Source organism: Methyloceanibacter sp., from assembly GCF_041573655.1.
Classification (GTDB): Bacteria; Pseudomonadota; Alphaproteobacteria; order Rhizobiales; family Methyloligellaceae; genus Methyloceanibacter.
This window is the reverse complement of the sequence record NZ_JBFFQD010000005.1, coordinates 55551-80116: the sequence shown is the minus strand read 5'-3', so window position 1 is coordinate 80116 and position 24566 is coordinate 55551. Positions and strand designations below refer to the sequence as shown.

The following is a 24566-nucleotide window of genomic DNA, read 5'->3' as shown; positions in this document are numbered from 1 at the left end:
GAACACATACATCATGGGAGGCGTCCACGACGCCAATGGCGATGCAAACAGCTTTGGCCAGCTCGATCGCGGCGAATTTTTCACGGCGATAGAATTGGGCGCCACGCCAAACTACGGCAGACCTGGAGCCGGTCTCTACCATGTTACGCTGTGGCATAGCGACAAGCGCGAGAAGGCCAAAGCGCCAAGTGGCCGTGGCATTGCGTTCACATTGGAGCAGGAGCTGGGACCGGACGGAAACATCGTGCCTTTCGTGCGGTATTCCTATGCCGACGGTGGAGCGACAGCAATTCGCCAGACCTTCGCCGTTGGCCTGGGGCTCGAAGAGCCCTTCGGCTATAGCTCCGATCTTATCGGAATAGGTTTTTCGTGGGGCGAGCCCACCGACACGACTCTTAACGACCAATATGTCCTGGAAGCTTTTTACCGCTTCTATTTGACGCCGCTCACCCACATCACGCCGGACATACAAGTGATCTTCGACCCAGCCAAAAACCCGACCGAAGATGTTCTGACAGTCGGCAGCTTAAGGCTTAGGACCCTGTTCTAAACGTCTGCTTTGGGTCATTAACGGACATGTGAGCCAAGCCCGCCGATGTCCGCTGTGGGTCTACTTCCGGACATTGCGACGGTACGCCTGGACTCGGGACTGATCTATGCTGAAGGCATGTGCGGACGCGTCATTCAAAGTTCGAGCCCCTTGCGCCTTGCCATCGTTGACGGCCTTGACGTCAGCGACAGCCGGATGGGCAATGTCCGCCCTCGCTACAATGCTGCGCCGAGCCAAGAGCTGCTGGTCATTCGGGAGAACCACGAAACCGGCGAGCGCTCCCTCGATCTGATCAAGTGGGGCCTCATCCCGTACTGGTGCAAAGACCCCAAGGGTGGCCGCAAACCCATCAACGCCAAGGCCGAGACCGTCGCGAAGCTCCCAATGTTCCGCGCGCATCAGTCTTGATGGCATCCGTAGCAACCAGCCCATTCGGCGTTCCGGCAGCTTCCTCCAAGACCCCAGCACGCAAAGCCGACCTAAAATGGTGCTGAATAAGGAGTCTGCTAATGACCCAAAGCGGACGTGTTGCCACCATTTACCAAGCTACTCGGATGCCGCGTTTCTTCTGTGGGGAACGAATGCGGCTGCGCGCTGATGTCGGGATGTGTAGTATTTGAACAAAGGAGCAAGGTTGTATTGCTTGTCTGAAGGGAGAACCAACGGCGAGTGTTTAATTATATCGCTCTGGACTTCGCGAAGAGCAGAGGGGATTTCGTTGGCACTTAGGGCTCCTGATCTTATCCGTAGTTCGATCGCAACGCTGCCTATCAACGCCTCAAGGGCTGATACTTTCTCAACTAGTCCGACAAGTTCCCGAGCCATCAGAACCGAATTTGGAAAAGCGGGGGAGTAGTCTTCGTCACCCTCTGCCATATAGCTTTCCGTTAAAAGCAGGACGGGAGTGGTTTCGAGTAATGCCGCTCGCGTCAAGCTGTTCATGGCGTATGTGACGTTGCGGGTATAGAGCCCGTCAAATGCAGCCGGATCGCCCGAGGTCAAGCCGGACGGCAGATCAATGAATGGATGAGAGACCATCTTCAGTCCACGGCTGTTACTCCCCGTGACGACAAGGCCCAGCGCCTGCCGCAAGCCGTCTAGACCGAGCGTGACCTGACTCGTGTCGTAATCTGGAACGGAAATAAGCTCCTGAGTGTCAACAAGTACAACAGGTGAACCATGATTCGAGTTGGCGAAAGATTGAAGAATCGGCTTGAACTGATCGAGTTCAAGACGAAGCGCAGCCAGAGTATGCACGCCGTCCCGAAGGCTCAAGAAGTCCTGCAGCTGCCTGGGACCGTCAGCCTTCCAAAGGATGCTGCCTTCGAGCAAGCTCTGCAGGTTCGCCCGCTCTACTTTCTGTGAGTTCGACGAGTCCTGGCGTGAATCAAGCTGCCGCAGCGGCGCCAAGTTGGCACGGAATCCCTCGATAGTGAGTGCGAGTGCCGTTTCTTGGCCCCGGAGCAGCGCTTCAGTCCGCTGTACGATCTGCGCGGCTAAGGCAACGCCGACAAAGTTGTGGGTTAGAAGATTTGTTGCTTCTCCGGCTTTCAGTTCAAACTTGGGGTCTTCTAGCAGGCTCATTGCAGCTTGGGCGTTTGCGGTAAGGTCAGCATCGCCCATGGAGTTTCCGTACTCGACATTCTCCGGAATGGTGTTGGTATTCACTCGATCGACTAACGTCGCGACCAAGTCGGGGCTGGCGCCCGAGAAGCCGCGCGCGTAGCTGTTGACCAGCAAAGCCCATGCCGCTCGCAAGGTGCCTCGGTCTACCAGCGGTCGTGTTCCATCTCCAACCCGCGTGGCTTCCTGGATGATATTAATCCGCCCAAAGCGCCGCATCTCAGCCGGAGGCAAGGTGGTCTTGAAGTCGGCTCCATACATCGTGGTGATGCCATAGGCGGGCAGATTCTCTTCGATGAAGTGGTCAGTCACATTGCGAGCTCGACGGATTCTCGCCATACCTTCTTCGGACACTGCAATTGTCGCTCTGCCGTCCGCGATGTCCACGATTTGATCGATGGTCATACCATTGCCACTCAGGACAATAACCTGACCCGTTTCGATCGGTCGGTCCGAAGCGGCCGGCTTATCGAATGCAGCGCTACTCGTTCCGCTAACAGCCAACAACAAGACTAGTGGAAGCAATCGGGAACCGATTCTGACGGCTGTGTGTACCGAAAACCTCATCCGGATTGGTTCTGAACGGTATAAGAAGACCGACGCCAAACTAGCCGTAAGAGGAGCTATTCCTTGTTCGATCCAACGTCCACATTTCATCTCGATGGCCCCTTCTACACGTCAAGAAAACTTCGCAAGTAGTTTAGGAAACGCTTAGCGTCGAGCGCTTCAGTTCCGCTTCTGGCACTTAGCCGGCCCAATCTCCGAAGCCGCGGATGTTGGCTTAGGGGAAAGGGCAGGCACTACCATGCAAGCCTGGGAAGGCACCATAGTGGAGCCCTTCGTCATCGCGAGCTTGTGGGGCAATCTCACCGATGGCAACTCCGCAAGGCTTATCTCAAGCGGCACGACCTTCCAGCTCAACGATAACCTGCAGAATGTGTGGGGCGAAGTATTGGCGGGTGTGAACCTGTTCAACTTCACTTAAGCCACCTCGGTCTTCGCGAAAGTCGACTACACCTTCGACGAGAATCTCCAAGGCTTCGGCGGCAAAGGCGGTAGGCGGGTGGCTTGGTAGCCCTGATGTCTGCTATTGGCACTTAGCGGACCTCAATAGCGAGGCCGAGGATGTCTGCTTACGGATGTAAAGCGGTCGTGTTTTATCGCCAGTCCGAGGTCAGCTAATGACCCAAAGCGGACATGGACCCCTAACCAACGCTGACTGACGCGCGCCGCGCCGCGAGGCCCGAACCCGCCGAGAAGCCGCCTCGCGACGGTTTCTTTGATTGCGACTCACCATTCCACCTACTGGGTCTCCCTGCCCGGGAGACTTGCTTCATCGACGACCCAGCCGGGCTGCGACCGCAGGTAAACCTCGCCTTGGGCGATAGTTCGGCACGCTTGTCCATCGCGCCGACCCGAACGCCGTAGTGCTTCGGCCCTTCGACGTTGCACGCGTAGAGATGGGTCCCGCAAGTTCCGCAGAACGCCTGTATCCTCTTATTACCGTTGTCGCCAGTTTTGGTGTACTCGGCCGGTTTGCCCGCGGTAAGCCGGAGGCCGTCGTCGGCGACGACCGCGTTCACGTGACAGGTCCCGCCAGTCATCGTCTGGCAGTCGGTGCAGTAGCAGACGGCCACCTTCTCGGGGTCGACCTCGGCCTCGTAGGTGATCTCGCCGCAATGGCAGGTGCCTTTGACTTTCATCTCTTCTTCTCCTTGTGGCACACGCACACGTACTCCCGCCCGTCCTTCGGCGCGTGGCTCCGAAGGACGCGGACTCCACCACCGCTCGGTGAAGCCTGGGATCCTGTCGCGCATAGGGATTTTCGCCGCCTTGTTCAGCAAACGTGCTCACGTCCTCAAGGGAAGCGCTGCCGAACGATCGTTATTATGCGGGCGGTATCAAATGGATTCCCTTACTCTCCTCCTGGGTCCCTTCATCTCGCGATGCCTGATCTTGCAAGTCCGCGCCCGCTGGCCGGGCGCAGGCCGAAAGCCGTTTAGAAGCCGGCGGGCCAGCGCAGCGGCGGCGTGGCGAACGGGGCACGTGGAGCTGGGCGCCGGGTCAGGCCATTCTCGCGCAAGCGCCACAAGAACTGGTCGAAACGGTCACCGCCAAAGAAGGGCTCGTTGTGGATGACCATAAGCGGCACGCCGCCATGACCGGTCCGGGCCATGCCCTCGGCGTTGTCGATCCAGACCTGGTCGATCTCTTCCGGGTTCGCCCGGATGTAGTCGATCGCCTCGTCGTAGTCCAAACCGTCGGCCCGGTTCATGTACTCCTTGACGTAGTTCGGCCAGTGACCCTTTGCAGGATCCTTCGAGCCCTCTTCGGACTTCGGGCTCACCACACCGCTCCAGATCAGGTAGGACACCTGATTGATGTATTCGATCGCCTTGCCCTTCAGCGAGGCGTAGCAAGCGAGGCGGGTGATCCAGAAGATGTAGGGCTGCTTCTCCGGCGGGTGCACGCTGAGCCAGTTGTCCGGCCCTGGAACCTTGTCTTTCGGATTCCAGACCTGCCAGATCGGGTCGGGCACCGGGAACTGGAAAGGAACACCTAAATACTTGCCCTGGCGTCTCGTGTCCCAAACCGAATCCGGGACCTTGTACGGAAGGCTGAACAGACCGCCAGCTTTGCCGCTGCCGCCCTTGGTCGAGCGAACGGCAACGGGCAGAACGGGACGAATGTTCACTTCCACGTTGTAGTTGGAATTCAGCCAGACGATCCGGTTCAGCGCCAGATAGCTGTAGGGGCTGCGCATTGACCAGTAGACGTCGACTTCGAGCGGGTCGTCTTCTGTCACGATCCGCGTCCGCCGCTCGGGGACACCTTCGTCCCTGGGGGGGTAGACGTTGTCGTTGAAATGGGTCCAGAGGAATGCGTTCTGGTTCATCCCCGGATCATCTGTCGTCGGCATTGGCGGCAGTTCTGGCACGACTGGATCGTGCGGCCAGGTCGTATCCAAATTGGCATTGAGTTCGTCGTACAGCTCAGGCTTTATTTTCGGAAACGGATCTGTCATTTGCTTTTCCCTATTTCGTTCGTTCGTCCAGATCGGTGCGCAATCAGCGCGCGACGGGTTGGGCTTGGCGGCCCTGATCAGGATCTGCCCCAAATTCAACTTAAAGGTTGACGTCGCGTTGTGGTCTGTGTGGTCGTCGAGAAATTCTGGCAAGGATGTCTGCAGAGCAGCCACAGATTGATGGAGCAAAACATGAAAAGGCCAAACGTGACTATGCGTTTTCGGCCATCTTATTTGAGTGAGGAACAAGGGTCCGGCTCAGGCCATGCGGTGGATGGAGCGTTTGTCATAAGTTCTTCAAACTGATGGGCATCTCAACGGGTTCCAACTGTTGACCGGAATCTCGCGCTCCTTCAATCGCTTCGCGGCTGATGTCAGCGCGGTGTCAGGAAAGAATGCATGGTTGAACGAGCCTCAAAATTCTGTCCCTATGGAAGTCTGGAACGGCGTTGGAACGAATGCCCATCGGACGGACGACGAAATCCGCGGCTTCCTCGGCGGGAACCTGCTTCGTCTCTATGAGGCGAACTGGGGGTCGTGAAGAAGGCCAGCATATGCCGGCCGCTCAGCCGAAAGTGATGTCCGCTTTGGGTCATTAGCTGACATCGGAGGGCGAATTTGGGACGTCCGGTTTACGCCCGTAAGCAGACATGGCCAGTTCCGAGACTTACGTCTGCTATGTGCCACTAGCAGACATCAGCTCTTAGGCGCGTACCAAATAGGCGATGTGTATGCCCGCTCCTGGCCTTTGAGCAGAATCTTGTCCGGTAGGTCCAAGTCGAACTTCGCTGCATCATAGGCCGTCCAACGGGGTGTCGGGATCTCGATCACCCGCGCATAGTAGAACGCCCTTACATTCGGATCGAAGTCCGGGTCGGTCCAGACCGTGCCGAGCTCAGCGGCGCCGATCGTGTTGGTCCAGGCCGGGATCGAGAGGTCAACCGTATCGCCGACCGGCGGCACCTTGCCGTCCGCGCTGGGCTTGCGGGCGCCGGACCACGCCACATCGTAGACTTTCTCCTGCGGCTTGCCGTCGGCCCCGATCCAGCCCTTGATGATCTGAATGCGATCGAGATTAGCGCCAATCGGATCGCGCAAGGCATAGACAAGGAAGCGCGGCACCTTACCATCCGGCGCACCCGTGAGGTCGCTGCCCATTGGCACACCCTTAGTGTAACCGAGAACCGCGAGGTCGCGGCGGGCCGCATCTTCCTCATCGAAATCGAAGCCGCCAAAGAACCGCACGCGCATGCGCGGTCCGGTGGTTGCGTAAGTCTCGCGGCGTTTCATGGCATCGAAGATGGCTCCTCGGGTATTGGCCGTCGCCCATACCCCCACAGTGCCGGCTGCGTTGTACTTCCAGCCCGTGAAGCCTTCGATCCCAAGCTCCTCGTTCTTCTTGCCCTCGTGCGTCGCCCGATGCGGGTTCGGCTCGTATGAAATGAACTTGGAGAAGAAGTTGTCCTCGTCGATCGTACTGAGACCTGTATGGGTATCGGTCGCGCCGACCAAGCCGAATTTGAAGGGGTTCACGCCAAGCTTCTCTTCCAGCAGAAGCCCGCGCTGCAGTCCGCTGCGTAAGTATTCGCCTGGGAGCATTTCCTTTGTCTTGGCGGCGCTCACGTCGAGATTGCCGAAGTCCCAGGTTTCGTAGTCGGCGAACTCGTCCTCGGGCGAGAGCAGCGGATGCGTCTCGCCGTCGCCCTTATATTGGGTGGCCTCATAGAGGCGTTCCCACTTCTGCCGCTGCTTCGCGTACTCCGCGTCGTAGGGCGCGCCTTCGCCGAAATCGTCTTGCAGCGCGAACATCATCCCGTTCGACAGATTACCGTTGTGAGGAATTGCGAGCACGCTACCGCCTGTCTTGTCCTCGTAGGCCTGCATCCATTTCCACAGATCGCGCGGATTGCGGCTGCCGATGGGCGGCGTCGTGGTGTAGGGCTCGACACGACTCGCGCGTTCCGGACCATCGCGGAAGATCACGTTCCGGTGCAGGTTGTTGCCCTTGACGAGCGAAGTCCACTCAAAGGCGATGAACGTCGTGAAGTGCCCCGGATCGTTGAACTCCTCGGCCGCAGCGATGATGTCATCCCATACGCGCCGATAGTTCGGATTGCCGGGCTGATAGTTGATGGCGTCGGAAATCTCGCCTTGGGAAAACTCATTGATCAGCCGGAACATGGCCTCTTCAGCTTGCTTGCCTCCGGCGTTGAAATCCTCATGGTAGCGGCGCCCATCCGGGTCCGCCATGATGTTCGGCGTTCCCTTGATAATATCAGTGATCGCACCCATCGCGTCCGAGTGGTCGGTGATCATGAAGAAATCGTAGGGTCGAGCGAGCTTGACGGGCTGACCACTATTGGAGACTACCTGCTCGCCACGAGCGAACCTGTAGGCATCACGCGGCATCAGCGTCGTGCCCGAGCCGCCAGCGTCAGGAGACAATCCTGTGTGAACATGCGTATCGCCGAAATAGACCCGGCTCGGAAAGGCCCGGTCCGCATAGGGCGAATAGGGCCGACCCTTATAGACGTCGGCGTTCACACCCGACGTATCTTGGGCGTTGCTCGAAACAACGGTTGCCGTGAGCATGAGACTCGCGACAAGCAGTGGGCGAAACCCGATTACTTCCCTCATGCGTCCTCCCCGACACTAAAGCTTATCCCTCAGTGCGCTATCGGGGCCTGAACCCCGCTATTGTCCTAAGTTCTCGGCAAGTCATATTACCCCATGATGTCTGCTTTGGGTCATTAGCTGACATTGCGGCATGGATGAGCGACGACTGCTTTACACCCCTAAGCAGACATCCTCAGCTTCGGCACTGAGGTCAGCTAAGTGCCAATAGCGGACATTGGGCCGTGCGACGTGAACAACACGACCCCGTGGGGAAAAGGTAGCAAACCGGGTGCGAACTAGCCCTGCTGACAGCCGCTACTTGTTCATCGCCTTCATAACCGCACCCGCGATTCCAGTAAGCACTGCCCCGCCGCCTGCACCTCCAAGAGCATTGCTGAGAAGGCCGCCTAGCGCGCCGCCCGCAGCAGGATCAGCACCCGCAGCGCCTCCTAGCACGCTCCCGAGAAGTGTGCCTCCAGCAACACCACCGACTGCACCGCTGATGATCTTTGTCAACTGACTCATCGCGACTTGTTGCAACACCGCACCAACAGCTTGACCGCCTAGGATGCCTGTAATGATCTGAGTAAGAATCGGTACAAGTGCTTCCATGACACAATCCCCCTATAGAGCCAGAACACTATCGTCGTGGCGTTCAAGATTGCGAACGACAAGGCACGACAAGTCAAGACGTAAGGCGGTGCCTCTAATCGGCCGAAGGCCCATACGGGGCACCTAAGGACCTAAGAGGCCCACAAGTTCAGACCATTAACGACCGCTTCGCGTCCCAAAGTTGATGCGCGGCCTCTCACCCTATATGTCGGCTGAGCGCCAATAACGGCCGTCGGTCTTGTTACTCCAGAAAGACAGAAGCCCCGCGGGGGACGCGCGGCTTCTCAGGGAAGGTAGTGGTGGAGCCATACAAAGGCTCAAGGTGCCACGTCTCCTAATTATCTTTCTTTTCTTCTTTGTCGTCATCCTTATTCTTTTTGATCGCGCCGGCGGTTGCGCCAGCGGCGGCACCAACAGCAGCACCTGCGGCTGCGCCGCCTCCAGTAACGGCACCAACGGCTCCACCTACCAGAGCGCCTTTTGCAGCGCCCTTACCGGCACTCGGTTCATCCTCGGCAATCGCGGATGTCGTCGCAAAAGCTGCAAAGGGCAGCATCACGCTGAGGGTCAAAGCTCGCACTGTCTTACTCATTTGGATCTACTCCTATTATCTATGGTCCGCTTTGCCTCCGAAAGCGGATATGGTCAGCATCAGCCTGAACGTTCGCTAAGAGCCAGAAGCGAAAGTTCAAACACCAGACGGGAGACACGCTGGCAGGTACGAATGGCGGGAGTCAGCGCTCCCGCCATCTAATTGCATCTTTCAGGTCCGCCTACTGCGCGCCACCTGGCGCGCTCAACTTCTCCATGACCTGGTCGAGGCTAAAGCTTGCTGCCTTCTGCCGTGGTGGAAACTCCTTAAAGGTCTCCAAGAATTTGCCCACATAGGCCTGAGCGGGGACCAACGCGAACGCGCGATCGAGCTGCCAGTCGTGATACGTATTCGAGGTGATTGTTGCTCGCTCATAAGGATCGCGGCGTAGGTTCTCGATCAGCGGCACTCGCAAAGGCACGAAGGGTTCCATCCAAACACGGAACGTACCCGGCGATTTCTGCTCCATAAAAAGCACCTTCCAGTCCTTGTATCGGAGCGCCGTCAGGTCGCCGTCATCTGAGAAGTAGAAGATGTCCTTGCGAGGCCCTTCTTCTTCCTGACCGGTGAGGAAAGGGAGTGTGTTGTAGCCGTCGAGATGCACCTTGTAGGTACGCCCGATCGCTTCAACATCCCCCTCTAGAAGCTTCTCCTTGATATCGGGCTGGCCCGCCGCCGCTAGAAATGTCGGCAGCCAATCCATATGGTGCATGATCTCGTTAGAGACCGAGTCTGCTTTGATCTTCCCGGGCCAACGGACCATGGCAGGGACACGCCAGCCGCCTTCCCAATTCGTATTCTTTTCCCCACGAAATGGGGTCGCAGCAGCGTCCGGCCAAGTATTGTAATGCGGGCCGTTGTCAGTCGAATAGAATACGATGGTGTTGTCGGCAATGCCGAGCTCATCGAGCACCTTTAGGAACTTGCCGATATGCATGTCGTGCTCGACCATGCCATCAGCGTACTCGTCCTGCCCTGAGATCCCACGGAGCTCCGGCTTTACGTGCGTGCGAAAATGCATACGCGTGCCGCTCCACCAGACAAAGAAAGGTTTGCCAGCCTCGACCTGCTCTTTGATGAAGGCAATGGCACGATCTGAGGTCTCGTCATCGACCGTTTCCATACGCTTCTTCGTGAGCGGGCCGGTGTCCTCGATCTTCTGGGTCCCGTCAGATTGTGCCCAAGAGTGGATCACGCCGCGGGGACCAAACTTCTTCTTGAACTCCGGATCATCCGGGTAATCCTCGTTCTCTGGCTCTTCTTCCGCGTTCAAATGATAGAGATTGCCGAAGAACTCGTCGAAGCCATGGTTGGTCGGAAGAAACTCGTCCTTGTCACCAAGGTGGTTCTTACCGAATTGACCAGTCGCATACCCTTGCGCCTTAAGGAGTGCGGCGATTGTCGGATCCTCTTCGCGAAGCCCGAGATCGGCACCCGGCAGCCCGACTTTGGAAAGTCCGGTGCGAAACACGCTCTGGCCTGTGATGAACGATGATCGTCCGGCGGTGCACGATTGCTCGCCGTAGTAGTCCGTGAAGATCATGCCTTCGTCGGCGATCCGGTCAATGTTCGGAGTGCGATAACCGACAAGCCCCTTGGTATAGGCGCTAATATTCGATTGCCCCACGTCATCCCCCCAAATCACAAGGATGTTCGGTTTGTCCTGCTGGGCGAATGCCGACACCTGCGCCACCATGCTGGCAAGCATCGCTCCGAGCACAACGAGCGCTAGTCGCATAGTTCTCATTTGAGTTACCTCCCACTCGATTTGGGTTGTTCTCATGTAAAGTATGACAATCAGAGCGCCCAAGTGGCTTGATCCACGTCAACCTAGCGCTTGTTGACTTACCGAGGTGCTGGGAGAAGCTCGGTGACAGTCTTGAGACAATCTTTGTCCGCTTTGGGTCATTAGCGGACATCAGACCGCAGTTTGATGATGTCTGCCTTGCCCCTCAAAGCGGACATCAGCGTGATCCAGATTGACGTCCGTTAAGTGCCAGAAGCGGACATTGCGCCCCCTCTGATTCATATCAAAGGCAGATGTTTGAGTAAGCGTTGTGATGATCGCGGAGTTTTTCTGCACTTTAGGGAGTAGATGAGAATGACCTCGAGGCGCCTGGTTTTGGTGACGATTTTCTGCGTCCTTGCACTCTTGCCAACAAAAGCGTTCGCAGAGGAAGAGGTGGAGACAAAGGCTCCTGATCAATCGACTGAGCAGGTGATTGACGAGGCAAAGGAAACAACCAACGAGGCAATTGAAGCTGCAAAGCGGGCAATCCTGGATGCGATTGACCGCGCCAAAGAGCTTACGAGTTCTACCTTAGAAGCCGAGAGAGACGCTGCTGAGCGTGCACTAGATGACGCCAAAGAAGCGACAAAGACCCTTGATCATGCCAGCGAAGCGGCGCGAGAGGTTCTAGAAGAAGCCAAGAAGGCAACTGTAGAGGTCCTAGACTCGGTGGAGGAGGCCATTCAGCCATTCAGTGAATTGGTCGAGGGGCGGTCTGTGGCCCTTCAGAGCGACGGCCAGCTTAGCAAAGCGGATATCGAAAACCTGGTCGAACGCTCCTACCAGTATGTCGCTATGTACAATGTGAACAACAAGTTCGCAGCTAAGCAGGGAGGCTGGAACACTTGTGATCCTGATACAGAGCTTAAAGACCACACGCTACAAGAGATCGCTCGCCCAAATAACGATACGCTCTACCTGAGCTGTTTGATCGATCTGCGGAAAGATCCGGTGATCCTTGAGATTCCCGCATTCGACTCAAAGTATGTCTCCCTGATGGTCACGGGCTACGACCACTACGTCAATATTCCGATGTCAACGCGATTGGGCGATTTTCGCAAGCCTGAGAAGATGTTGTTGTATTCTGCGCGGACCGAGGGCTACGACGGAGAGCCCGTTGAAGGTATCGATCGTGTCTTTGAAGCGACCGGAGATTTTGTGTCGGCCGTGTTCCGGATCATGCCTCATGCCAACGACCCGGAACGCTTCAAAAAGATCGCCGACCAGATGAAATCGCTCAAGCTCGTCACTTTATCTGAGTACGAGGGTGGCGAGCCTAAGCCCATCGACGACGTTGCATTTCCGCCGGTTGGCGAAACGGATGCAGATGTCTTCGAGAAAAACCTTCTTGAGGTCATGCAGTTCGTGTTTAACCACACGACCTTCGATCCCAATAATGCTGAGGATCAGGCGGTCCTCGCGGCCTACAGGCCCCTGGGCGTGGAACCGGGCAAGGCCTCCGACCCGGAACAGTTCGCCAAGATCAACGGCAAGCAAGTCCGCGAGATCGCCCAGAAGATCCAGCGCGGGATCCTCCGGGACATCGCCTCTCAGGAAACCTACGACGCTATCGCGCCAGTAATGTTCCAACCCAAAGGCGAGACCAGTCTTGACGCGCTCGTGGCTACCTCGATCTCCGGTCCGATCGGCATTCCGCAAGAGGAGGCAGTCTACCCGCAGCTGGTCACCACCGATGGTGCTCCCCTGAACGCCCAGCACGACTATGTCATCCGCATGTCGGCGGAGGAAATGCCGCCCGCCAAGGCCTTCTGGTCGCTGACGCTCTACGACCTCGACGAGGGCTTCTTCATCCCCAACGACCGCAAGAAGTACAGCGTCGGTGAGAATGGTGGCATGAAGCTCAACGAGGACGGCGGCATTGAGATCCACATCGCCGCTGAGAAGCCGGAGGGCGTGCCCGAGGAGAACTGGCTGCCCATCGAGCGCAAGGATCTCGACCTAGCTTCCCAGTTCCGGCTCTACGTGCCGGACCTGGAGAAACTGAAGACCTGGCAAGCGCCCAAGGCGGAAAAGTTATCGCAATAGACAGCGCCCTCGATGCTGCGCGACGCCGCCTTTCGGCATAAACAATGCTGAGCCAGTCTCCAGCATTGCCGTCCAGCACCTTGTAGCCACCCGGAACTTGCTCAACCGTCCAGGGTGCCGGAAACCGGCGTGATGATGTCATGGGAGCCTCCCTCAGTTGGCTCCCACACACGAACGGCACTTTACAGCAATAGAGGTTTACGATGCTGACGCCGCTCGGTCGCGGCGGTCTCCACGGGCCGTTTACCCCATGGTTTACCCCGCGAAATTAACTCTCAAGGGCGTCAAGGTCTAACTATTTGAAATTATTGGCGCGCCGGGGAAGATTCGAACTCCCGACCCCCAGATTCGTAGTCTGGTGCTCTATCCAGCTGAGCTACCGGCGCTAAAAGCCGAAATTCCGCGATCATGTTGAGCGGGATTGGCTGCCTGCGAAACCTGCCCGGCTTTTCGGGGGCTCGCGTTCCGCCTAGGTAATACCTTGGGACATCGAAGGCAAGGCTTGGAAGTTTAGCCAAAATCCATGCCGATTTCCGATATGGTGCGCCCACCAATAATAATGGAGAAGCACCATGCACCGTTTCCTGAGCAAAGCCGTCGCCATCCTCGGCGCAGGCTTCCTCGCCTTCGCCATCGCGGGCTGCGACGCGCCCTCCGGCGGCGACAGCAGCGCCAGTGGCGCCATCGGCACCTACAAAACCCAAGACACGCAAGGCAACCCAATGACGATCACCCTGGCCGAGAACGGCATCGCCTCCGGCGATCGTGCCGGCGAGAGCCTGGACGGGTCTTGGAAGGAAGAAGAAGGCGGCGCGGTCGTGATCACGTGGTCCGATGAGTGGAGCACCAGGATCGCCAAGGACGGCGATAAGTACACCAAGACCGCCTACAAGGGCGGCTCGATGGACGGCGAGCCGGTCAGCGCCGAGAAGACCAAGTAGCAGACGCTCTTGAAAAGACTTAAGCGCGGCGCCGCCTTGCCTGCTTCAACTCGACGACAATGTCGGGAATGGTGATGCGGAAGGTGGCGCCGCCTTCATTGCCGACCAGCGCGATCTGCCCGCCATGAGCCTGGACCAACTCGGAGGCAATGGCGAGCCCAAGCCCCGAGCCTCCCTTGCGCGCCACGCTCTGAAACGCCTGAAACAAGCGCTCCTTCGCCTTTTCTGGAACGCCGGGGCCGGTGTCGGCAACCTCGATCAACGCCACGGCGCCTTCGCGGCGAGCCGTGACCATGATGGCGCCGACGCCGCGGCATTCGCTTTCGAGCGCCTGCACGGCGTTGCGGCAGAGATTGCTTAAGACGCGATAGAGCTGGTCGCGGTCGGCGTCGACCTCCAGGCGATCCTCCAAATCGAGTTCCCAGGCAATCATGTCCTTGCGCGGCAGTCCGAGACTGTCGCCCACTTCGTCCACCAATTGCCCGAGCTCGAAACGCTGGCGGTTCGGCGGCGTCTCTTGCGCCTGACCAAAGTCCAGGGTGTGGACGCAGAGCCGGATGGCGCGGTCGAGCGAGGCGATCAGCTTCGGCACAAGACGCTGCACGGTCGGGTCCTTGACCTCGGCCAGGCGGTCCGACAGGAGCTGCGCGCTCGACAGCATGTTGCGCAAGTCGTGGCTGACTTTGCTCACCGCAAGTCCAAGCGCGGCCAGCCGCGTCTTCTGCGACAATGTCTGCGACAGCTCGTGCTGCATGGTGGAAAGCTCGCGCTCGGCGACACCAATCTCGTCGCGGCGGGCGGAGGGCGCGATGATCCGCGTCGGGTCCTCGGGCTGCTCGGCGAAGCGGACCATGTTGCGCGTGAGCTTGGTCATGGGCTTCACCAGGAGCGCGTCGAGCGCAAGGAAGACGAGCGTGGCGGTGATGACCGAGATGAGGATCGACAATCCAAGAATGTCGAGGCCGTATTGCACCATGGCGGCCTTGAGGGGGCCTTCCTCCATCACCACGTCGATCGTCTCGCCCGTATTCAAGCCAGGTTCGCCGACGACGCGGATGATGCGGCCGTCAGGCGCGACGTAGACCATGAGCGCATCGGCGATCAGGTTTATCCACGTGGCGTTGCGCAGGTCATAAGCCCCGTCGACCTCCTCCGGCATGTCCATCTCGACGATGAGCACGCGCTTGTCTTCTTTTTTCACCGAGATCGCCTTGACCCTGGCGCTGTCGAGCAACTCGTCGCGGAGTGCGGCGGGAAGCTGGCCGCCCGGCGCGGCCTCGGCGGCGAGCGAGGCGATTTGCGCCGCTTGCAGCCGCTCCATCAGCCACTGGCGGCGGAAGTTGGATACGGACGGCACAAAGACGAGCACTTCCGCCACCATGACGAAAACGATGGTGAGCAGAAGAAGCTTCGTCGAAAGCCCCGCCACATAGCGGGTCATGCTTTTTTCGGCCGGCATCTGGCGCGACGCTTGATCGTTCAACGGCAACGCTCGCGAATGGCTTTCGGCCTCATGGGCCGCGAAGGTGAATTATAGCGCAAGTTCAGGGGGTTTCCCGCGAAAACTGCGATTAGCCCAAATGGCGCAACATACCGATAATGCTGCGCAACCAGCCTTTGGAGAGCATGGGTTGGTGATAGGCGAACGCCACGCGTTTGGAGAGCTCCGACAGGGTGGGATAGGGCAGGACCAGCGAGATCAGATCGCCGATGCGAATGTCTCTCGCCATGGCCACGATCCACAGCTGGAGCAGTTCGCCGGCCTCGGCGCCGACGATGGTGACCCCGAGAATGGTGCCGTCCTTCTTGGTGACAACCTTAATGAAGCCGTCGGTCTGCTTCTCGCATTGGGCGCGGTCGTTGTCGGCATAAGGCCAGCGGTAGATGCGGATGCGCCGATATTTCTGTTTGGCCTCCTGCTCGGTGAGGCCGATCTGCGCCAGTTCGGGATCAGTGTAGATGACCCGGGGAATGTTCACCGCGCTGACATCCGGCTTGAGACGGAACAGCGCGTTCTTGATGACGATGCTGGCGTGATAGTTCGCCAGGTGGGTGAACTGCGCCCCGCCAATGGCATCGCCAATCGCATAGACGCGGCGGTTGGATGTCTTGAGCTGCTCGTCGACCTTGACGCCGGCGTCGCTGTGAGCAATGCCAGCGCGGTCGAGAGTGAGCTGCTTCAAGTTGGGCTTGCGGCCCGTGGCCACGAGGAGATGAGAGCCCTTGATGATGACGCTCTCGCCGTCCTTGTTGAAGTGCACGGCGAGGCCTTGGACCGACGGCTCGACGCGCTCCACGCGCGTGTTGGGGTACATCTCCACCTCGGTCTCCTCGAGGCGCTTGATAAGGACCTTGGCTGCCTCCGGATCTTCCTTGGCAATGAAGTCCGCCGTGTCGAAGATGGTGACGTGCGAACCGAGCATGCGATGCGCCTGACCGAGTTCGAGCCCGATCGGGCCGCCACCCAAGATGATGAGGTGCTGAATACGTTCGCCGATATCGAAGATGGTCTCGTTCGTGAGGTACGACACCTCGTCGAGACCGGGAATGGCCGGGACCGTCGGCGACGAACCGGTGGCGATCACGAACCGGCGCGCTTTGACCAGCACGCGGCCCGCCTCCACCGTGAACTTGTCGAGGAAGTTTGCCTGCGCCTGAATCACGCGGACGCCAAGCCCGGTCATCCGCTCTACGGAGTCGTTCGGTGCGATCGCGGCGATGACGCCATGAACGTGCTGATGGACGCCGCGGTGATCGATCTGCGCTTCGAGAACATCGATACCGAAATTGGACGCGGTGCGAACGGCGTCGGCGCGCTTACCCGCCGCGAGCAGCGCCTTGGACGGCACGCAGCCATAGTTGAGGCAATCGCCGCCCATCAGGCCTTTTTCGATCAGCACGACGGGAACCCCGAACTGGGCCGCTGCCGCCGCAACCGAAAGGCCGCCTGAGCCTGCGCCAATGACGCAGAGATCGGGCTTAAGCACCTCTTCCATTCGCCTAAATCCCTCTCACCACGATTAGGCCGCCCGCCGCCTGAACCACTTCACCACCACCGGAATGAGCGCCACGACCCCGAGCGCCACCAACCCGGCAATCAGCTCCGGCGTCAGTAACGCGCTCGGATCGAGCCCGTACGGACACGACTCTTGACCGCCCTCTCCCGCCTTTGCAAGGCACGATTGATGGGCCGCCTGCTGGGCCTCGATGACGCTATCGAGTCCGGCGCCCGCCAGCGAGAAGGCAAATGTTCCCGGGATAATGCCAAGGATGGTGGTAACGACATAGGTCGTGAAGGGAACGCCCAGCAGGGCGGGCGCGAGGTTCACCAGCCAGAACGGAAAGATCGGCACGAGCCGCAAGAACAGAAGGTAGCTGAAGGCGTCGCGGTGGAAGCCCTCGCGGAACCGGGAGAGCATCGGGCCGGCGCGCGCCTGAAGCACGTCCGACAAGGCGCTCTTGGCGACGATGAACACGGCCACCGCCCCCAGGGTCGCCCCAATCACCGAAGCGGCGCCGCCGACCAGCCAGCCGAATAGAAAGCCGCCGGCAATGGTCAGAACCGCGCCGCCAGGCAGAGAGAGTGCGACGGTGAGGGCATAGAGGGCCACGAAGACTGCGAGCGCCAAGAGCAGATTGCCCTCGATGAAGGCGCGCAAGGTCTCCCGGTTACCGGCGAGGTGCTCCAAAGTCAGGTAGCGGTGCCAGCCCATGGCGAAGATGAAGCCGCCTGCCCCGAGGATCAGCAGAAGAGGCCATAGCCGCTTGAGCCAATCCGCGGCGCCGCGCGCCATATCCGACACGGTATCCATGTTTGAGGGTACTCCTTGGCTGCCTACAGCCAAGAGATAGGCTGACCCAACGGGCCGTGAAAACGGTTTTTCGCACCCTTGTGATGGGCCGTCACTCGACGTGATGGGACACGGCCCTGGAAGCGCGACTTGGCAGACTGGCATGCTCTGGCGGACTGGCTTGGACGAGGCGGCCTCAGACAAGGCGCGCGCGTTGCAGCGGGAAGCCCTCCTTGATTAACCGACTTTTGTGCACCGCCACAACTGTTGGGGCCGGACTTTCCCGCTTTCCGGCCCTTGGGCGCGCGATTTGGCGCAGAATCGCCCGGATTTGTTGACTTGTAGGCGGACAGAACCTATAAGCCGCCCCGAACCTTTTACGCCTCCCAGACCCGCCCAATTCTTAGGGGTGTGGAGGGACGGCAGGAGAAAGTCCTTGAAACGCACCTATCAACCATCGCGGCTCGTCCGCAAGCGGCGCCACGGATTTCGCGCTCGAATGGCGACCAAAGCGGGCCGGAAGGTGATCGCACGGCGCAGAGCCAAGGGGCGCAAGCGCCTGTCGGCCTAAGGAGCGGCGGATATCCGCCTCACCCGGTGACGGCCATCGGACGTCTCAAGACCCGGCCAGAATTTTTGTATGTGAGGGGCGGCACGCGCTTCACCACGCCTTCGCTTGTGCTCCAGGCACGCCGCAGCCGCGCGGGTTCGCCCGCTACTCCCACCCAAGCCCGCTTCGGCTTTACCGCGACCAAAAGCCTCGGCGGTGCGGTCGTGCGCAACCGGGCCAGACGACGCCTCAAGGAGGCGGTGCGGCTGACCGGCTCAGCGCACGCCTCGGAAGGCTATGATTATGTGTTGATCGCGCGGGGAGGCACGGTACAACGGCGCTTCACCGATCTGATCAAGGATCTTGAACGCGCGCTGGCCAAAGTGCACGAACCCTCTTCGGCCAAGAGGCGCCGCAGGCCCAAATCCGATTAGAAACTTCCACACGCTTGGCGAAGAAGCGGCGTTGAACTGAAAGCGACATGGACGAGAACAACCGTAACTTTATCTTCGCCATCGTGCTGTCGATGGCTGTGCTGTTCGCCTGGCAGTTCTTCTTCGTGCCCGAGACCCCGCCGGAGGGGCAGCAGGCCGCGCAGAAGGCCGAGCAAGGACTGCCCACGCCTTCGGCCGACAGCGCACCGCCGCAGCCAGGCGCCGGCACAGCGCCGCAGCCAGGCGCCAGCACGGCGCCGCAGCCAGGCGCCAGCACGGCGCCGCAGCCGGAAGGCTCGCCAACGGGGCTGACGCGGAAGACGGCGCTCGCCGCCTCGCCCCGCGTTGAAATCGACACGCCGAGCGTACGGGGCTCGATCTCGCTGAAAGGCGCACGCCTCGACGATCTGACGCTCAAGGACTATCGCGTCACCGTGGACCCGAACAGCCCGCAGGTCATTCTCCTGTCACCTGCCGGAGGACCGCACGCCTATTACGCCGAGCGCGGCTTCGTCGGCGCCGGCGGCAACGACCTTGGGCTACCCACCGGCGATACGCTGTGGACGGCAGAAGGCCAAGGCCGGCTCACCCCCGCCACGCCCGTCACGCTCGCCTACGACAACGGCAAAGGGCTGAAGTTCACGCGCACCATCTCGGTCGACGACAAGTACATGTTCACGATCGACGATACGGTCACCAACACAGGGACCGACGCCGTCACGCTCTATCCATATGGACTCGTCTCCCGGCACGAATTCCCCGAGGTCGAGGGCTTCTACATTCTGCATGAAGGCCTGATCGGGGTGGTCGACGATGGGCTGGAGGAGATCAGCTATTCATCGGCGATCGACGATCCACCCGCCACGTTCAAGAGCAAGAACGGCTGGCTCGGCATCACCGACAAATATTGGGCGACCGTCGTCGTGCCGGAGCAGAACCAGAGCTTCGATGCAAAGTTCGCCGGCACACAGAACGGCGACCGGACGCGTTTCCAGACCGACTACCTGATGGGACCGCTGACCGTCGCGGCCGGCGGTACCGAACAAGTTTCGGGGCGCGTGTTCGCCGGCGCCAAGGAAGTGAACGTCGTCGACGGATACGCCTCCACCTACGACATTCCCAAATTCGATCTCCTGATCGATTGGGGCTGGTTCTACTTTTTGACGCGGCCGCTCTTCTACGCCCTCGACTACTTCTACAAGCTGGTCGGCAATTTCGGCGTGTCGATCCTGATCGTCACCGTGCTCATCAAACTCGTGCTCTTCCCGCTCGCCAACAAGTCCTACGTGTCGATGAGCCGGATGAAGAAGCTCGCGCCCGAGATGCAGAAGATCAAGGAGCGTTACGGCGAGGACCGTATGCGCCAGCAGCAGGCGATGATGGAGCTGTACAAGAAGGAGAAGGTGAACCCAGCCTCGGGCTGTTTGCCGATCCTGGTGCAGATCCCGGTGTTCTTCGCGCTCTATAAGGTGCTGTTCGTCACCATCGAGATGCGGCATGCGCCGTTCTTCGGCTGGATCAAGGACCTGTCGGCGCCTGACCCGACGAGCGTCTTCAATCTGTTCGGCCTTATCCCCTGGGATCCGCCCACGTTCCTGATGATCGGCGCCTGGCCGCTCATCATGGGCTTCACGATGTGGTTCCAGATGAAGCTGAACCCGGCGCCGCCGGACCCGATGCAGCAGAAGCTCTTCACCTGGATGCCGGTGATCTTCACTTACCTGCTGGCCTCGTTCCCCGCCGGTCTCGTGATCTACTGGGCGTGGAACAACTCCCTCTCCATCCTCCAGCAGTCCTTCATCATGTGGCGCCAGGGCGTGGACATTCCGCTGCTGGAGAATCTCGGCATCAAGCCGTCCCAAGGGGCGGCGGACGAGAACGAGGAAGCCAAGTCGGCCAAAACCGAGGCGGCGCAAAAGCGCAGCGCCAAGGCCGCGCGGCGGGCGAAGCGGGCCGCGAAGCAAACGAACTCCGGCGCGGCCAAGAAGGCTTCAGCCAAGAAGGCTTCAGCCAAGAAGGCGGAGGACGCTGAGACCGATGGCGGCGAGGATCGCCCGGCGTAAGGGCCAATTCTCGTTCTTGTCATCGCCGGCGAACGCGGGCACTCCATAGCGATGGACCACCCCGAATTCACCGCCGACGAGATCGCCCGGGGCGAAGAGCTGTTCAAGGCGCCGAGCGAATTCGTCAAAGGCGTTGTCAGCATCGCTGCGCTTCCCGACGAGGGCACGCCGGAGATCGCCTTTGCCGGACGGTCCAATGTGGGCAAGTCGAGCCTGATCAATGCGCTCACGAGCCGGAAGACGCTGGCCCGCGTCTCGGTCACGCCGGGGCGGACGCGCGAGCTCAACTTCTTCACACTCGGCCCCGAGAGCGAGCTCTATCTGGTGGACATGCCGGGCTACGGCTATGCCAGGGCCCCAAAATCGGAGGTCAAAGGCTGGACCCAGTTGATCCGGGACTATCTGAGGGGGCGCCGCCAGCTGAAGCGGGTGTTCCTGCTGATCGATGCCCGCCACGGCATCAAGGCTAACGACCGGGACACCATGAAGCTGCTGGATGAGGCCGCCATGTCCTATCAGGCGGTACTGACCAAGGCGGACAAGCCGAAGCAGAGCGAGCTTCAGGCGGTGATCGCCAAGACGGAGGACGAGCTGTCGAAACGCCCGGCAGCCTACCCCCAAATCCTGGTGACCTCGGCCCGAACCGGCTCCGGCATTCCGGAATTGCGGGCCGCAGTGGCAACCTTGGCACCAAACGGCGTTGTGCCTTGAGGCCAAGCGCCGGTATAAGGCGCAAATGGCCAAGACCAAGACAGCCCAGGTAAAGTCGAAAGACCCGGCGCCTCCCAAGGACGCAGGCCCGCTCGCGGACGTACTCGCTTCCGTCCACGCCAACGCCAAGACCTTGTCGGAGGCCCTGCCCTATATGCAGCGCTACGACCGCAAGACGGTGGTGGTGAAGTATGGCGGCCATGCCATGGGCGATCCGGAGCTTGCCCGCGACTTCGCCCGGGACATCGTGCTGCTCAAGCAGGCCGGGGTGAACCCGGTCGTGGTCCATGGCGGCGGCCCGCAGATCGGCAAGCTGCTGGAGCGGCTCAACATCAAATCCGAATTCAAGGACGGCTTGCGGGTCACCGACCGGGAGACCGTGGACGTGGTGGAGATGGTGCTCGCCGGCTCGGTCAACAAAGAGATCGTCTCGGCCATCAACAACCAGGGCGGCAAGGCCGTGGGCATTTGCGGCAAGGACGCCAATCTGATGCGGGCCAAGCGGCTCGAGCGGCGCGTGCGTGACCCTCAGTCAAATATCGAGCAGGTCCTCGATCTCGGCTTCGTCGGCGAGCCCGGCCTGGTTGAACCGCATATCATGGACGTCATTATCGAGTCGGACCTGATCCCGGTGGTGGCGCCGATCGGCGTCGGACCAGACGGCGAGACGCTCAACATCAACGCCGACACTTTTGCTTCGGCGCTGGCCGTGGCCCTGAAGGCGAAGCGGCTCCTACTCCTCACTGACGTGGACGGCGTGCTCGACAAAGAGGGCCGCTTGGTGCGCTCCATGTCCACGGCGGAAGCGCAAAGCCTGATCGATGACGGCACCATCAACGGCGGCATGATCCCGAAGATCGAGGGCTGCGTGGACGTGATCTCGGAGGGCGTCGAGGCCGTGGTCATCATCAACGGCAAGGTGCCACATGCCGTGCTGCTGGAACTGTTCACCGAGCACGGCGTGGGTACGCTGATCGAACGCAAGCGCCCTGGCGGCAGCCGCACGAGGGCGCCGCGATGAGCGCTACCCAAGGGCAAGGCTTCGGCCATGTAAAGACGTGGGTCTTCGACCTCGACAACACGCTCTACCCGGCCGATTGCGATCTGTTCTCCCAGATCGACAAGCGCATGGGTGCGTTCATCGCCGATGCGTTCGATCTCTCCATCGAAGACGCACACGCCTTGCGGCAGCGCTACTATTTCGAGCACGGCACCACGCTCGCCGGTCTTATCCGGCTTCACGGCGTGTGCCCGGACTCGTTTCTCGATTATGTGCACGACATCGATCTTGACGTTGTCGCCCCTTCGCCCGAGCTTGTCGCCGCCATCGACGCACTGCCGGGCCGGAAGTTCGTGTTCACCAACGGCTCGCGCAAACACGCCGAGGCCGTGGCGGAAAAGCTCGGCGTGCTCGATCACTTCGAGGACATTTTCGACATCCGCGCGCTCGACTTTGTGAACCCCAAGCCGACACGCGAAGCCTTCGACCGGTTCACCGGCACGCACGGCATCGAGACCGCCAACGCGGCGATGTTCGACGACCTGCCGCATAATCTTGAGACCGCGCAAGCGATCGGCATGACCACGGTCTGGATCGATTGCCGCGCGACCGGCCGGCCCGAGCATCAGAGCCACGAGACGTGGTCCATACTGCCCGATTACATTCATCACCGTACCGAGGCGCTTGCGCCTTTCCTCACCGCCATCGCGAGCGCTCTTGCCGAAGACGCCGAGAGCCCCGCGACGCGCTTGCCCCAAGCACAATTCTGCCTGACCTGACGGAGTCCCATGTCTCACGATCATCTCAAGAATTTCATCGACGGCGCTTTTCAGCACGCAGCAGAGATCACGCCGAACAGCAAAGGCGTCGTGCGCGACGCAGTCGAGGAGGTCCTGAACCTGCTCGACAAGGGCGAGCTGCGCGTGGCCGAGAAGACGAACGGCGAGTGGGCCGTGAACCAATGGGTGAAGAAGGCGATTTTGCTGTCGTTCCGCTTGGAGGATCCGCACCGGATGGAGGGCGGGCCGGACGACTCGTCCTGGTGGGACAAAGTTCCGGTCAAGTTCGAGAAGTGGAAGGCGAAGGACTTTAAGGAAGCAGGCTTCCGCGCCGTGCCGGGCTGCATTGTGCGCCACTCGGCCTATATCTCGCCCGGGGTCGTGCTCATGCCTTGCTTCGTCAATCTCGGGGCGCGCGTGGATAGCGGCGCCATGATCGACACCTGGGCTACGGTCGGCTCTTGCGCGCAGATCGGCAAGAACGTGCACCTGTCGGGCGGCGCCGGCATTGGCGGCGTGCTGGAGCCCTTGCAGGCGAACCCCGTGATCATCGAGGACAATTGCTTCATCGGCGCGCGCGCCGAGGTGGCCGAAGGCGTGATCGTCGGCGAGGGCTCCGTGCTCTCCATGGGCGTCTATATCGGCCAGTCCACCAAGATCGTCGACCGCGCCACGGGCTTCGTGCACCAGGGCCGCGTGCCGCCCTACTCCGTGGTGGTGTCCGGCTCGATGCCGGGCAAACCACTGCCGGACGGCTCGCCTGGCCCCTCGCTCTACTGCGCCGTCATCGTCAAGACGGTGGACGAGCAGACCCGCTCCAAGACCTCCATCAACGAGCTGTTGCGCGACTGAGATATCCCGTTAACCCAGCGCGGGGTTTCACGGCGTTGGGTTCATATCCCTCTTCGCAAGACGGCCGTTCGGCCTTACAAACTCAGAGGCTGAGTCGCGAAAGGCCGTCCAGGGGGGAATGATGGACCTACAATATCTCTTCGCTTCGTTTGACGGACGCCTCAACCGGGCCAAATGGTGGGTCGGCGTGGTCATTCTCGCCATCATCAGCCTGGCTTTCGGGCTGATCATCGAGCTTATTTTCGGCGGGGGCTTTTTCGGCGGTTTTCTGGCAACCCTCGTCGCACTCGTCCTGTTCTTCCCGACCTATGCCTTGTGCGCGAAGCGCTTCCAGGACCGGGACAAGCCGGGCAAGACCGCGCTCTACGGCTTGGTGCCCTCGTTGCTGGCCGGCTTGTTCGACGCCTGGGGCATGACGGGCACACCTGCCGAACTCAATGGGCTTGGCTGGCTTTGCATGCTGGTCAATCTGGGCGTGGGCCTTTGGTTCCTCATCGATTTGGGCATTCTGAAGGGCACGCCGGGGCCGAACAATTATGGCGGCGACCCGCTGACGGCCCTCACCTAGTCCTCAAAAGCTTCGCTGATGCAT

Annotated in this window: 23 protein-coding genes and 1 tRNA gene; 13 read left to right on the top strand and 11 right to left on the bottom strand. The window is 60.1% G+C overall.

The annotated features are described in order from the left end of the window. Positions 1 to 550 (top strand): carbohydrate porin (locus ABY454_RS02495; RefSeq protein WP_372928591.1); only part of this gene is annotated, 550 nt, incomplete at its 5' end. Between the two features lie 45 nt (positions 551 to 595). After that, positions 596 to 958 carry an SOS response-associated peptidase family protein gene (locus ABY454_RS02490; RefSeq protein ID WP_372928590.1) on the top strand — a complete coding sequence of 121 codons (363 nt, stop codon included), beginning with the start codon at positions 596 to 598 and terminating at the stop codon, positions 956 to 958. 138 nt (positions 959 to 1096) lie between these two features. On the opposite strand, the gene ABY454_RS02485 is transcribed toward ABY454_RS02490, so the two are convergent. Beyond that, positions 1097 to 2578, bottom strand: coding sequence for an aromatic amino acid lyase (locus ABY454_RS02485; RefSeq protein WP_372928589.1), 1482 nt, complete (start codon positions 2576 to 2578; stop codon positions 1097 to 1099). 400 nt (positions 2579 to 2978) lie between these two features. On the opposite strand from ABY454_RS02485, the gene ABY454_RS02480 reads away from it, so the two are divergent. Beyond that, positions 2979 to 3158, top strand: a complete 180-nt coding sequence (locus tag ABY454_RS02480) for a hypothetical protein (protein WP_372928588.1) — start codon at positions 2979 to 2981, stop codon at positions 3156 to 3158. 220 nt (positions 3159 to 3378) lie between these two features. Here the strand turns inward: ABY454_RS02480 and ABY454_RS02475 are convergent, their stop codons facing one another. The 6 genes from ABY454_RS02475 to ABY454_RS02450 all read right to left on the bottom strand — a co-directional run bounded on the left by ABY454_RS02475 (position 3379) and on the right by ABY454_RS02450 (position 10726). Beyond that, entirely contained in the window at positions 3379 to 3876 is a 498-nt protein-coding gene (locus tag ABY454_RS02475) for a GFA family protein (RefSeq protein ID WP_372928587.1), read from the bottom strand. A 296-nt stretch (positions 3877 to 4172) separates the two neighbouring features. Next, on the bottom strand, positions 4173 to 5198 hold the full coding sequence (locus tag ABY454_RS02470; RefSeq protein ID WP_372928586.1) for a hypothetical protein: 1026 nt from the start codon (positions 5196 to 5198) through the stop codon (positions 4173 to 4175). Between the two features lie 696 nt (positions 5199 to 5894). After that, entirely contained in the window at positions 5895 to 7835 is a 1941-nt protein-coding gene (locus ABY454_RS02465) for a DUF3604 domain-containing protein (protein ID WP_372928585.1), read from the bottom strand. Between the two features lie 294 nt (positions 7836 to 8129). Next, positions 8130 to 8426 (bottom strand): hypothetical protein, encoded by a 297-nt coding sequence (locus ABY454_RS02460; RefSeq protein ID WP_372928584.1) that lies wholly within the window; start codon positions 8424 to 8426, stop codon positions 8130 to 8132. A gap of 334 nt (positions 8427 to 8760) precedes the next feature. Beyond that, the gene (locus tag ABY454_RS02455; protein WP_372928583.1) at positions 8761 to 9018 is read right to left on the bottom strand and encodes a hypothetical protein; all 258 of its coding nucleotides are present in this window, start codon (positions 9016 to 9018) and stop codon (positions 8761 to 8763) included. Between the two features lie 181 nt (positions 9019 to 9199). Continuing rightward, positions 9200 to 10726: an arylsulfatase gene (locus ABY454_RS02450; protein ID WP_372928594.1), complete on the bottom strand. Its 1527-nt coding sequence runs from the start codon at positions 10724 to 10726 to the stop codon at positions 9200 to 9202. A gap of 393 nt (positions 10727 to 11119) precedes the next feature. Here ABY454_RS02450 and ABY454_RS02445 point away from each other — a divergent pair, with 393 nt between their 5' ends. Further along, positions 11120 to 12853, top strand: a complete 1734-nt coding sequence (locus tag ABY454_RS02445; RefSeq protein ID WP_372928582.1) for a DUF1214 domain-containing protein — start codon at positions 11120 to 11122, stop codon at positions 12851 to 12853. Positions 12854 to 13162: 309 nt separating this feature from the next. Here the strand turns inward: ABY454_RS02445 and ABY454_RS02440 are convergent. After that, a tRNA-Arg gene (locus ABY454_RS02440) sits at positions 13163 to 13239 on the bottom strand. A gap of 186 nt (positions 13240 to 13425) precedes the next feature. Between ABY454_RS02440 and ABY454_RS02435 the strand changes: the two genes are divergently transcribed. Next, entirely contained in the window at positions 13426 to 13794 is a 369-nt protein-coding gene (locus ABY454_RS02435; protein WP_372928581.1) for a hypothetical protein, read from the top strand. A 19-nt stretch (positions 13795 to 13813) separates the two neighbouring features. Here ABY454_RS02435 and ABY454_RS02430 read toward each other — a convergent pair whose 3' ends face one another. The 3 genes from ABY454_RS02430 to ABY454_RS02420 all read right to left on the bottom strand — a co-directional run bounded on the left by ABY454_RS02430 (position 13814) and on the right by ABY454_RS02420 (position 17606). Further along, positions 13814 to 15235 (bottom strand): ATP-binding protein, encoded by a 1422-nt coding sequence (locus tag ABY454_RS02430; RefSeq protein ID WP_372928580.1) that lies wholly within the window; start codon positions 15233 to 15235, stop codon positions 13814 to 13816. Between the two features lie 130 nt (positions 15236 to 15365). After that, positions 15366 to 16790, bottom strand: coding sequence for an NAD(P)/FAD-dependent oxidoreductase (locus ABY454_RS02425; RefSeq protein WP_372928579.1), 1425 nt, complete (start codon positions 16788 to 16790; stop codon positions 15366 to 15368). Between the two features lie 24 nt (positions 16791 to 16814). Beyond that, the gene (locus ABY454_RS02420) at positions 16815 to 17606 is read right to left on the bottom strand and encodes a TVP38/TMEM64 family protein (protein ID WP_372928578.1); all 792 of its coding nucleotides are present in this window, start codon (positions 17604 to 17606) and stop codon (positions 16815 to 16817) included. Between the two features lie 415 nt (positions 17607 to 18021). Between ABY454_RS02420 and rpmH the strand changes: the two genes are divergently transcribed. The 8 genes from rpmH (at position 18022) to ABY454_RS02380 (ending at position 24542) form a co-directional block, all read left to right on the top strand. Continuing rightward, a complete protein-coding gene (gene rpmH / locus ABY454_RS02415; RefSeq protein WP_069440501.1) occupies positions 18022 to 18156 on the top strand; it encodes a 50S ribosomal protein L34 in 135 nt (44 codons plus the stop codon). Positions 18157 to 18182: 26 nt separating this feature from the next. After that, positions 18183 to 18569, top strand: coding sequence for a ribonuclease P protein component (gene rnpA, locus ABY454_RS02410; protein ID WP_372928577.1), 387 nt, complete (start codon positions 18183 to 18185; stop codon positions 18567 to 18569). A 47-nt stretch (positions 18570 to 18616) separates the two neighbouring features. Continuing rightward, positions 18617 to 20632, top strand: a complete 2016-nt coding sequence (gene yidC, locus ABY454_RS02405) for a membrane protein insertase YidC (RefSeq protein WP_372928576.1) — start codon at positions 18617 to 18619, stop codon at positions 20630 to 20632. A 51-nt stretch (positions 20633 to 20683) separates the two neighbouring features. Continuing rightward, positions 20684 to 21343 carry a ribosome biogenesis GTP-binding protein YihA/YsxC gene (gene yihA / locus ABY454_RS02400; protein ID WP_372928575.1) on the top strand — a complete coding sequence of 220 codons (660 nt, stop codon included), beginning with the start codon at positions 20684 to 20686 and terminating at the stop codon, positions 21341 to 21343. Between the two features lie 25 nt (positions 21344 to 21368). Beyond that, positions 21369 to 22364, top strand: coding sequence for an acetylglutamate kinase (gene argB, locus ABY454_RS02395; RefSeq protein WP_372928574.1), 996 nt, complete (start codon positions 21369 to 21371; stop codon positions 22362 to 22364). Continuing rightward, positions 22361 to 23122: a pyrimidine 5'-nucleotidase gene (locus ABY454_RS02390; RefSeq protein ID WP_372928573.1), complete on the top strand. Its 762-nt coding sequence runs from the start codon at positions 22361 to 22363 to the stop codon at positions 23120 to 23122. Before argB ends, ABY454_RS02390 begins: the two co-directional genes overlap by 4 nt. A gap of 9 nt (positions 23123 to 23131) precedes the next feature. Further along, entirely contained in the window at positions 23132 to 23974 is an 843-nt protein-coding gene (gene dapD, locus ABY454_RS02385) for a 2,3,4,5-tetrahydropyridine-2,6-dicarboxylate N-succinyltransferase (protein WP_372928572.1), read from the top strand. Between the two features lie 118 nt (positions 23975 to 24092). After that, entirely contained in the window at positions 24093 to 24542 is a 450-nt protein-coding gene (locus ABY454_RS02380) for a DUF805 domain-containing protein (RefSeq protein ID WP_372928571.1), read from the top strand. Positions 24543 to 24566 lie beyond the last annotated feature (24 nt).